Source organism: Kineococcus aridisoli, assembly GCF_050871885.1.
GTDB lineage: Bacteria > Actinomycetota > Actinomycetes > Actinomycetales > Kineococcaceae > Kineococcus.
Genome location: NZ_JBJLSF010000125.1, coordinates 1 through 9,640, shown reverse-complemented (window position 1 = coordinate 9,640; position 9,640 = coordinate 1). Strand labels below are relative to the sequence as shown.

Below are 9,640 nucleotides of genomic sequence, written 5' to 3'. Positions count from 1 at the left end.
GTGATCTTCCACGGTGCACCGTGGAAGATCACCGACCGAGGGCGCGCTGGAGCGCGCCGGCGGGCGGGCGGGGTGGCGGGCGGGGCCGGTCTCAGCGCTTGCGGTGGCTGCTGCTGACGCTGTCGGCGACCGCGTCGGCCGCACCACGCACGGCCGACTTCGCCTTCTTGTCGACCCTCTTCTCCTTCAGCGACTTGCCGGACTTCTTGGCGGCGCTGTTGCGGGGGGACTTGTCCACGGGGATCTCCTGGCTGCCGGCGGTGCCGGCGGGGGTGCGCGAGGCGCGGGTGTGCCGCGTGGCACCGGCGGCCGGTCGCTCGGACTCCCCGTTCTCGTCGAGCCGGGCCGGTGACGGGACCCAGCGGGCCCCGTGCGGTCCCCCGACGGTACGCGCCCGGGAGCGGGCTGTCAGGCGCCCCGGACGCCGGAGTCGGCCAGCTCCTCCTCGACCGCCCGCACGGGCCACAGGTCGAGGTCGAAGCGCACCCCGGGCAGCGCCCGCGCGAGCTCGCGCTGCAGGCGGAAGCCCTCGCCGGCGTACTGCTCGCACGAGAGGGGGGAGTCCCACCCGCACAGGTCGACGGGGTGGTGGTCGTCGAAGAAGGCCTGCCAGCGCAGCAGGTCGGTGCGCAGCGTCTCCGTCAGGCCGAGGTCGTCCAGGTGCTCGGTCGTCAGGACGAAGCCGCCCAGGTCCGCAGGTGCCCACACCGGGGTCGGCGCCTGGTAGTCGCTCATCAAGCGGAGTCGCTCAAAAGGCACCCGACGAGGGTAGGCCCTGCCGGGCGGTGCTCCGCACCGGTCAGGGCCGTCCATCGACCTTGTGGCGCAACCGTTGTCAACGACGCACTGTCGTAGGTGAGGCTCCCGGCGGTGGGGGCGTCACCAGCGGTCGTGCACGTGCTCGGCCACCAGCTCGCGGTACACCGCGGCGACCTCCTCGCGCTGCTGCGCCGTCGGGGCCGGCAGGTCCGCGGCGGCGGCGTTCCCGCGCGCCTGCTCGCCGTTGCGCGCCCCCGGGATGACGACGCTCACGCCCGGCTGGTCGACGATCCAGCGCAGCGTGAACGCGGCCAGCGGCACCTCGCCGGCGACGGCGGACAGCCGCCGCGCGGCCTGCAGCCCCACCTCGAAGGGCACGCCCGCGAAGGTCTCGCCGATGTCGAAGGCCGCGCCCGCGCGGTTGTAGTTGCGGTGGTCGTCGGCGGGGAACGTCGTCCGCTCGTCGTAGCGGCCCGAGAGCAGGCCCGAGGCCAGCGGCACCCGCACCACGACCCCCACGCCCGCCTCGGCGGCCGCCGGCAGGAACTCGGTGACCGGCTTCATCCGCAGCGGGTTGAGGATGATCTGCACGCTGGCCACGTGCGGGCGGGCCACCGCGGCCAGCCCCTCGGCCACCGTCTCCACCGAGACGCCGTAGGCCGCGGTGCGGCCCTCCTGCACGAGGGTGTCGAGGGCGTCGAAGACGGAGTCGTCGCCGTACACCGGCGTCGGCGGGCAGTGCAGCTGCACCAGGTCGAGCGTCTCGACGCCCAGGTTCTCCCGGCTGCGGTCGTTCCACGCGCGGAAGGCGTCCAGGGTGTACGCCTGCGGCACGTGCGGGTCGGCGCGCCGGCCCATCTTCGTGGCCACCACGACGTCGCGGCGGCCGGACTCGCGCAGGAAGCGCCCCACCAGCCGCTCGCTGCGGCCGTCGCCGTAGACGTCGGCGGTGTCCAGGAAGGTCGCGCCCGCGTCCACGGCGGCGCCCAGCGTCGCCAGCGCGTCGTCGTCGCCGACCGTGCCCCAGTCACCGCCGAGCTGCCAGCAGCCCAGCCCCACCACGCCGACCTCGCGGCCGGTCCTGCCCAGCGTCCTCGTCTGCACGCACCGCACCCTAGGCGGTGGGCGGCCGGGCGGCGCGCCGCCCGCCGTCGCCCGAGCGGGTGAGCCGCCCGCCGCGGGGCTCCTGGACCGCCCCGCGGCACCCGATGACGGAGGGTGGCCAGATCCCGCCCCCGGCTCGCGCCCCGCACCGTCCTGGTGCTGGCCGGCGCCGCCGTCGCCGCGCAGGCGGCGCACCTCGCGCTGCCCGCCTGGCGCCCGCAGCTGGCGCTGCTGGCCACCGCGGCCGCGGGGCTGGCGCTCGTCGTGGCGCTGGTGCGCCGCACCCGCCGCTCGGCCTCCGAGGGGCACGTGTGGAGGTGGTTCGCCCGCGGGTGGGCGCCGCTGGCGCTGGCCGGCGCCGCCTCCGCCGCGCTGGCCGCCGTCCCCGCCGCCGCCGCGCTGGCGCCCGTGCCCACCGCCGCCGCGACGCTGCTCACCTTCCCGCTGCTGTACCGGGCGCTGGTGCGCTGGACCCGGCACAACCCCAGCAGCGCCGACCCCGACGACGTCCTCAACGGCGTCGGCGCGGTGCTCGTGGTCACCGCGCTCGCCGCCACCGTCGCGGGGCTCGCCGGGGCGCGGCACCCCGACGCCGTCGACCTGCTCCTGCTGACGGCCGACTGCGCCGCCGCGGTCCTCGTGCTCAGCGCCGCCACCGCCGCCCGGCTCAGCTCGGTGCGCTCGGACCCGCGCGTGTGGCTCATGACGGCCGGCGTCCTGCTCACCGGCGCCGGCTCCGGCCTCGGGCAGGGCGGCGCCGGCCTGGCCGGGCCCTGGGCCGAGGGCCTGTGGACGGCCGGGCTGCTGGCCGCGGCCGCCGCGGCCCTGGCCCCCGTCGCCTCGGTGCCCACCACCGGGGCCGACCCCGCGGCCTCCACCGTCGGCGCCTTCGTCGTGGTCTCGGCCTCCCTGGTCGTCATCGCCGTCGACGCGCTCACCGGCGCGCCGGCGCCGGTGCTGCTGTGCGCGGTCGCCGCGGTCGCCTGCTCGGCGACCCGGCTGCTGATCAACCTGCGCGACCTCGCGCACCTGGCCACCAGCCGCCGCGAGGCCCTCACCGACGAGCTGACCGGGGCGGCGAACCGGCGCGCGGTGCTGCGCGGCCTCGACGCCTCGCTGGCGGCGGGGGAGCCTGTCCTCGTCGCCGTCTTCGACGTCGACCGCTTCAAGGAGGTCAACGACGGCCTCGGCCACGCGGCCGGCGACGACCTGCTGCGCATGATCGTCCAGCGCGTGCAGCTGCTGCTGGGACCCGGGCAGCTGCTCGGGCGCCTCGGCGGCGACGAGTTCGCCCTCGTCTGCCCCGGCGGCTCCGAGCCGGTGGCCCTCGGGCAGCGGGTCCGGGCCGTCCTGGCGGAGCCCTTCCCGCTGGCCGGCACCCGCGTGCACGCCGGCGCCAGCCTCGGCGTCACGACCTGGCGGCCGGGCGCCGACGGGCCGCCCGGGCCGTCCGGGGGCGTCGACGCGGTCACCCTGCTGCGGCGCGCCGACGACGCCATGTACGACGCCAAGCGCAACGGCCTCGGCGTCGTCGAGCACGACCCCGCCCGCCACGACGACTCCGCGGGGCTGCTCACCCTGGTCTCCGAGCTGCGCACGGCCCTGGAGCGGGGGCAGCTGGTGCTGCACTACCAGCCGCAGCTGGAGGTGGCCACGGGCCGGCTGCGCGGTCTGGAGGCCCTCGTCCGCTGGCAGCACCCCGTCCACGGCCTGCTCGGGCCCGGCCGGTTCGTCCCCCTCGCCGAGGCCCACGGGCTCATGAGCGCGGTGACCGACGAGGTGCTGGAGCAGGCCGTCGAGCAGGTGGCCGCCTGGCGCGCGGCCGGCTCCCGCGTGCGGGTCTCGGTGAACCTCTCCGCCAGCAACCTGCTCGACACCGCCCTGCCCGCCCGGCTGCAGTCCCTGCTGGAGCGCCACGGCGTCCCCGCCAGCGACCTCGTGCTCGAGGTCACCGAGACGGTGCTCCTGCGCGACCCCGAGCGCAGCCTGGCCGTCGTCTCGGCGCTGCGCGAGCGCGGTGCGGAGGTGAGCATCGACGACTTCGGCACCGGCTACTCCTCGCTGGTGCAGCTGCACCGGCTGCCGGTGTCGGAGCTGAAGCTGGACCGCTCCTTCACCTCCGGGGTGCTGGAGGACCCGCGCTCGGCGGCCATCGTCGCCGGCACCGTGCGCATGGCCCACGACCTGGGCCTGCGGGTGGTCGCCGAGGGCGTCGAGGACGAGCCGACGCTGCGGCGGCTGGCCGCCCTGGGCTGCGACGAGAGCCAGGGCTTCCTGCACTCCCGGCCCGTGCCCGCACCGCAGCTGGCGCGCTGGCTGGCGCCGGCCACCACCACGACGACCGGGGCCACCGCCGGGGCCACCGCCGGGGCGGGCTCGCGCGCCGACCGCTGAACCCCCGGCGCGGCCACCTCGTTCTGCCGGTGCGCCACCCCGCCCCGACGAGCACCCGAGGATCCCCGTGAGCACCTCCACCACCGAGCGCCCGCCCACCCCCGGCCGCCCGCACCGCCGCCGCCGGCTGTGGACCGCGCTCGCGGTCGTCGCCGTCCTGCTCGTGCTGGCGGCCGTGGTCGGCCCGCGGATCTACGCGAGCGTGCAGGAGGGCAGGGCCGCCGCCCCGCTGGTGACCGGCGGCGCCGCGCCGGCCGCCGCCCCCAGCACCGCCGCCACCGACCCCGCCCTGGAGGGCGGCTGGACCATCGCCCCCGGCGGCACCGCCGGCTACCGCGTCGACGAGGTCCTCAACGGCCAGGACGTCACCGTCACCGGCCGCACCGACCAGGTCACCGGCGACCTCGTCGTCTCCGGCGGGCAGCTGACCGCGGCCACCGTCTCCGTCGACCTGGCGAGCGTGAGCACCGACTCCGGCCGGCGCGACGACCAGTTCCGCACCCGGGTCGTGGACGTCGCGCGCTTCCCCACCGCCGACTTCGCGCTCACCGCGCCCGTGCCGCTGGGCGGCCTGGACGTCGGCGCGAGCATCGCGGTGGCGCTGCCCGGCACGATGGCGCTGAACGGCGCCACCCGCGAGGTGCAGCTGCCCGCCACCGTCGAGCGCACCGCCGAGGGCTCCGTGACCGTCACCGGCGCGCTGCCGCTGACGTGGGCCGACTTCGGGGTCCAGGCCCCCGACCTCGGCTTCGTCTCCGTCGAGGGCACCGGCACGATCGAGTTCGCCGTCACCGCCGTCCGGGCCTGAGCGCGCCCGCGGCCGCGCCGATCGCCTGCGGGGAGCGGGAGCGGCTCCTAGGGTGGTGGGCATGTCGTCCGCGGGAGCGGTGGACCCGCTGCTCCTGCGAGCGTGGCAAGAGGTCTCCGAGGGTCTGATGGTCCTCGACGCCTCCGCGTGGCGGATCGTGCACGTCAACGACGCCGGCGCGGCCCTGTACGGCTTCACCCCCGAGGACCTCGTGGGCCGGCTGCTGCCGGAGGTCTTCCCCGCCGCCGTCGGCTCCGAGGTGCACCGCCAGCTGCGGCGCACCCGCGAGGAGCCCGGCGTCGTCGTGTGGACCGGCCCGGTGCCCGGCACCGGGCTGTGGATCGAGGTGCGCGCCCAGCGGATGGACTCCCACGTGCTGTGCGCCTACCGCGACGTCACCCGCCAGCACCTGCTGGAGCGCGAGCGCGACGAGGCGCTGCGCTCCCTGCAGGGCTCGCTGGAGCACACCACCCGGCTGCTGCGGCTGTCGGAGGCGCTGACGGCCACCCGCACCGTGCGCGACGTCGCCGAGGTCGTCGTGGCCGCCGCCCGCGACGGCTTCGGCGCCGCCTACGCCGCGCTCAGCGTCGTCGACCACGAGCGGCAGCTGCTGCGGACCCCGTTCACCGGGGAGCTGGCCCCCGGCGCCGAGGAGGAGTGGCAGGACCTGCCCCTGGACGGCCCCGGCCCCGGCACCCTGGCGATGCGCCAGGGCGCCCCGCGCTTCGACGACGCCGCCAGCCTGCGCACCCGCTTCCCCGAGCTGGCGCACCGCTGGGAGACCGCGGACGTGCACTACCTGGCGACGGTGCCGCTGGTGGCCGCCGGCCGCACCGTCGGGCTGCTCACCATGGTCTGGCACGAGGACCTGCAGCTGCCGGAGAGCCGGCGGGCCATGCTCGTCTCGCTGGCCTCCTACACCACCCAGGCGCTGCAGCGGGCGCTGCTGCTGGACGAGCGCACCGCGACCGCCCGCACCCTGCAGTCGTCGATGCTCACCAGCGCCCTGCCGCAGCCGGACCACCTGCAGCTGACCGCCCGCTACGTGCCCGCCCACGCCGACGACCAGGTCGGCGGGGACTGGTACGACGCGCTGCTGCTGCCCGACGGCACGACGATGCTCGTCATCGGCGACGTCACCGGCCACGACATCACCGCCGCCGCCGGCATGGGGCAGCTGCGGATCGCGCTGCGGGCGCTGGCCGTCGACCGCGACGACCCGCCCGCCGAGCTGCTGCGCCGGCTGGAGTCGGTGGTCGACTCCCTGGGCGGGCAGGCCATCCTCGCCAGCTGCGTCGTGGCCCGCCTCGAGCAGGACGCGGGCGCCCGCGCGGCGGGGCTGCGCACGCTGCGCTGGGCCAACGCCGGTCACCCGCCGCCCCTGCTCGTCGCCGCCGACGGCACCGCCCGGCTGCTGCACGCCCCCGCCGACCTGCTCGTCGGCGTCGCCGCGCCCTCGCGCTCCGACCACGTCGTGCAGGTGCCCGCGGGCAGCACGCTGCTGCTGTACACCGACGGCCTCGTGGAGCGCCGCGACGAGGAGCTCGACGAGGGCCTGGAGCGGTTGCGCCGCGCGGCCCGCTCGCTGGCCGGGCCCGACCTGGACGCCGGGCTGGACGCGCTGCTGGCCGAGGTGGGCACCGCGGGCGGCGACGACGTCGCGGTGCTCGCGGTCCGCTTCCACCCGCAGGACTGACCTACGATCGCCTCTCGTGAGCGAGCAGGACGCGACCCCCGTCCCGGAGACCTTCCCGGAGACGCCCCCCGAGACCGCCGCCGAGGTGGTCTTCGCGGGACGCACCGGCGTCGCCCACCCCATCACCACCTACTTCACGCCCGTCCTGCACCGCCGCTGCGCGGAGGTCACCTCCTTCGACGACGACCTCGTGCAGCTGGTGGCCGACATGTTCGCCTCGATGGCCGCGGCCGACGGCGTGGGCCTGGCCGCCAACCAGATCGGCGTCGACGCCCGCGTCTTCGTCGTCGACTGCCCCGACGAGGAGACCGAGCGCACCGGGGAGAACGTCGTCGCGCACGTGGTGAACCCCGTGCTGCACCTGCCCACCGGCCGCAAGCGCCGCCTGGACCTGGACGGCGAGGGCTGCCTGTCGGTGCCCGGCCAGTACGCCGACCTGGCCCGCCCGGACCGCGCCGAGGTCACCGGCCGCGACGTGCACGGCAACCCGGTGCGCATCGTCGGCACCGGCCTGCTGGCGCGCTGCCTGCAGCACGAGGTGGACCACCTCGAGGGCGTCGTCTACGTCGACCGCCTCGACGCCGGGCAGCGCGCCGAGATCCTCGCCGCCGCCGGGCTGTCCGCGCCCGGGCAGGAGCAGCCGTGAGCTCGCCGGTCGTGCTGGGCGTGGAGTCCAGCTGCGACGAGACCGGTGTCGGCCTCGTCAGCGACGGCGTGCTGCTCGGCGACGCCCTGGCCTCCAGCATGGACGCGCACGCCCGCTTCGGCGGGGTCGTGCCCGAGGTCGCCGCCCGCGCCCACCTGGAGGCGATCGTCCCGGTGCTGCACCAGGCGCTGGAGGCGGCCTCGCTGGACCTCGCCGACGTCGACGCCGTCGCCGTGACCGCCGGGCCGGGGCTGTCCACGGCCGTGCAGGTGGGCCTCGCCTCGGCGAAGGCGCTCGCGTTCGCCCTCGGCAAGCCGCTGTACGGGGTGCACCACCTCGCCGGGCACGCCGCCGTCGACGTCCTTGAGCACGGCCCGCTGCCGCGCCGCTGCGTCGCGCTCGTCGTCTCCGGCGGGCACACCTCGCTGCTGCTGCTCGGCGACCTGGGCCGCGACCCGGTCGTGCACCTGGGCGACACCGTCGACGACGCCGCGGGGGAGGCCTTCGACAAGGTCGCCCGCGTCCTGGGCCTGGGCTACCCCGGCGGCCCCGCCGTCGACCGGGCCGCCCGCGACGGCGACCCGCGCGCCATCGCCTTCCCGCGGGCGCTCTCGCGCCCGTCCGACCCCGCCTACGGGTTCTCCTTCTCCGGGGTGAAGACGGCCGTGGCCCGCTGGGTGGAGGCCCGCGTCGACGCCGGCGGCGAGGTGCCGGTCGCCGACGTCGCGGCCAGCTTCCAGGAGGCCGTCGCCGACGTCCTCACCCGCAAGGCCGTCGCCGCGTGCATCGAGCACCGCGTCGACGCGCTGCTGCTCGTGGGCGGTGTCGCGGCCAACTCCCGCGTGCGGGCGCTGGCCGAGGAGCGCTGCGCCGCGGCCGGTCTGCAGCTGCGGGTGCCGCCGGTGCGGTTGTGCACCGACAACGGCGCGATGATCGCCGCCGTCGGCGACCTGCTCGTGCGCGCCGGTGCCCCCGCCTCCGGCCTGGACCTGGCCGCCGACCCGTCCGCGCCGCTGACCGGCGCCCTGCTGGCCGGACCGTGGACGTGAGCACCCCGGCGGCGCTGCGGTGGGCGGCCGCGGTCCTGGCGGCGGTGGCCGTCCTGGCCGGGGTCGTCACCGTGCTGCAGGGCGACACCTCCGCGGGGGCGTGGCTGATGGTCGCCGGCGGCCTGGTGCTGTCGGTGTCGATGGAGCGCCGCCGGCGCGAGCGCTCCGCCGCCGCCACCGGCGACTGGCCGTTGCAGCGGGTGCGCGAGCTGCTGGCGCAGGCGCCGGAGGAGGGCCGCGTGCACCAGGTGCGCCGGCTGCGCCGCGCGGACCGGCGCCTGGGCCTGGCCGACGCCGTCGCGCTCGTCGAGGCCGCCGCCCGCGAGGGCTGAGCGGGCACTTCCCGCGCGCAGAGCTCGTTGACGGGCCGTGGCCATCGACTACAGCAAGAAGCCGGGCTCCCCGGAACCCTCCGCGACCCCGCCCGCGGCGGGCGGCTCGTCGGGCAGCGCGGCGGGCAGCCCGCTGTCCCTGTCCAAGGTGACCCTGACGAAGGCGGCGCCGAAGGTCTCGCTGTCCAAGGCCGGGTCGGCCGGCGGCACCCTGCGCGTGCACCTGGCGTGGAACGCGCGACCCGCCGGGCAGGCCCCCGCCTCCGGCGGCGGCTTCTTCTCCAAGCTCAAGGCGGCCGCCACCGCGGGCAGCGGTGGCATCGACCTGGACATCGGCGCGCTCTACGAGTTCACCGACGGCTCCAAGGGCGTCGTGCAGGCCCTCGGCAACGCCTTCCGCGACCGCGCCGCCGGCGACCCGCTCGTCTGGCTGGACGGCGACGACCGCACCGGCGGCGGCGGGGAGAACCTCTACGTCGACCTGCGCGACCCCGCGAAGATCAAGCGCGTCCTCGTCTTCGCCTTCATCTACGAGGGCGTGCCGAACTGGGCCGCCGCCGACGGCGTGGTGACCCTGCACCCGGCCAGCGGCCCCGAGGTCGAGGTCCGCCTCGACGAGCACGACGACCGCTCGCCCATGTGCGCCATCGCGCAGATCGTCTCCGACGGCCGCGAGGTCTCCGTGCAGCGCGAGGTCCGCTACGTCCAGGGCGGCCAGCAGGCCCTCGACGAGGCCTACGGCTGGGGCATGCGCTGGCGCACCGGCCGCAAGTGAGGCCCCGGCAGCCCTGACCCGGCGCCCCCGCGTCGCACCTCCCGCGGTGATCTTGCGCGGTGCACCGCGCAAGATCA

At 77.0% G+C, this 9,640-nt stretch carries 10 protein-coding genes; 7 read left to right on the top strand and 3 right to left on the bottom strand.

Annotated elements, in window-relative coordinates; all coding sequences use genetic code 11:
- Positions 1-91: 91 nt before the first annotated feature.
- From ACRYM2_RS21755 to ACRYM2_RS21745, 3 genes are all read right to left on the bottom strand, one after another.
- Entirely contained in the window at positions 92-238 is a 147-nt protein-coding gene (locus tag ACRYM2_RS21755) for a hypothetical protein (RefSeq protein WP_432524666.1), read from the bottom strand.
- 170 nt (positions 239-408) lie between these two features.
- Positions 409-735: a hypothetical protein gene (locus tag ACRYM2_RS21750; RefSeq protein WP_432524664.1), complete on the bottom strand. Its 327-nt coding sequence runs from the start codon at positions 733-735 to the stop codon at positions 409-411.
- Between the two features lie 144 nt (positions 736-879).
- On the bottom strand, positions 880-1,863 hold the full coding sequence (locus tag ACRYM2_RS21745; RefSeq protein WP_432524663.1) for an aldo/keto reductase: 984 nt from the start codon (positions 1,861-1,863) through the stop codon (positions 880-882).
- A 114-nt stretch (positions 1,864-1,977) separates the two neighbouring features.
- On the opposite strand from ACRYM2_RS21745, the gene ACRYM2_RS21740 reads away from it, so the two are divergent.
- The 7 genes from ACRYM2_RS21740 (at position 1,978) to ACRYM2_RS21710 (ending at position 9,563) form a co-directional block, all read left to right on the top strand.
- Positions 1,978-4,257 carry a putative bifunctional diguanylate cyclase/phosphodiesterase gene (locus ACRYM2_RS21740; RefSeq protein ID WP_432524661.1) on the top strand — a complete coding sequence of 760 codons (2,280 nt, stop codon included), beginning with the start codon at positions 1,978-1,980 and terminating at the stop codon, positions 4,255-4,257.
- Positions 4,258-4,324: 67 nt separating this feature from the next.
- Positions 4,325-5,065 (top strand): YceI family protein, encoded by a 741-nt coding sequence (locus ACRYM2_RS21735; RefSeq protein ID WP_432524660.1) that lies wholly within the window; start codon positions 4,325-4,327, stop codon positions 5,063-5,065.
- 61 nt (positions 5,066-5,126) lie between these two features.
- The gene (locus ACRYM2_RS21730) at positions 5,127-6,761 is read left to right on the top strand and encodes a PP2C family protein-serine/threonine phosphatase (protein WP_432524658.1); all 1,635 of its coding nucleotides are present in this window, start codon (positions 5,127-5,129) and stop codon (positions 6,759-6,761) included.
- Positions 6,762-6,846: 85 nt separating this feature from the next.
- Positions 6,847-7,407, top strand: coding sequence for a peptide deformylase (gene def, locus ACRYM2_RS21725; RefSeq protein WP_432524668.1), 561 nt, complete (start codon positions 6,847-6,849; stop codon positions 7,405-7,407).
- Positions 7,404-8,456 carry a tRNA (adenosine(37)-N6)-threonylcarbamoyltransferase complex transferase subunit TsaD gene (gene tsaD / locus ACRYM2_RS21720; RefSeq protein ID WP_432524657.1) on the top strand — a complete coding sequence of 351 codons (1,053 nt, stop codon included), beginning with the start codon at positions 7,404-7,406 and terminating at the stop codon, positions 8,454-8,456. Before def ends, tsaD begins: the two co-directional genes overlap by 4 nt.
- Positions 8,453-8,788: a hypothetical protein gene (locus tag ACRYM2_RS21715; protein WP_432524655.1), complete on the top strand. Its 336-nt coding sequence runs from the start codon at positions 8,453-8,455 to the stop codon at positions 8,786-8,788. Before tsaD ends, ACRYM2_RS21715 begins: the two co-directional genes overlap by 4 nt.
- Before the next feature lie 37 nt (positions 8,789-8,825).
- Positions 8,826-9,563 carry a TerD family protein gene (locus ACRYM2_RS21710; RefSeq protein WP_432524654.1) on the top strand — a complete coding sequence of 246 codons (738 nt, stop codon included), beginning with the start codon at positions 8,826-8,828 and terminating at the stop codon, positions 9,561-9,563.
- Positions 9,564-9,640: the final 77 nt, after the last annotated feature.

What these genes read in the sequence shown, in the direction of transcription:
- ACRYM2_RS21750 (WP_432524664.1), bottom strand. Translation starts at nt 735, where the DNA reads ATGAGCGACTACCAGGCGCCGACCCCGGTGTGGGCACCTGCGGACCTG.
- ACRYM2_RS21730 (WP_432524658.1), top strand. Translation starts at nt 5,127, where the DNA reads ATGTCGTCCGCGGGAGCGGTGGACCCGCTGCTCCTGCGAGCGTGGCAA.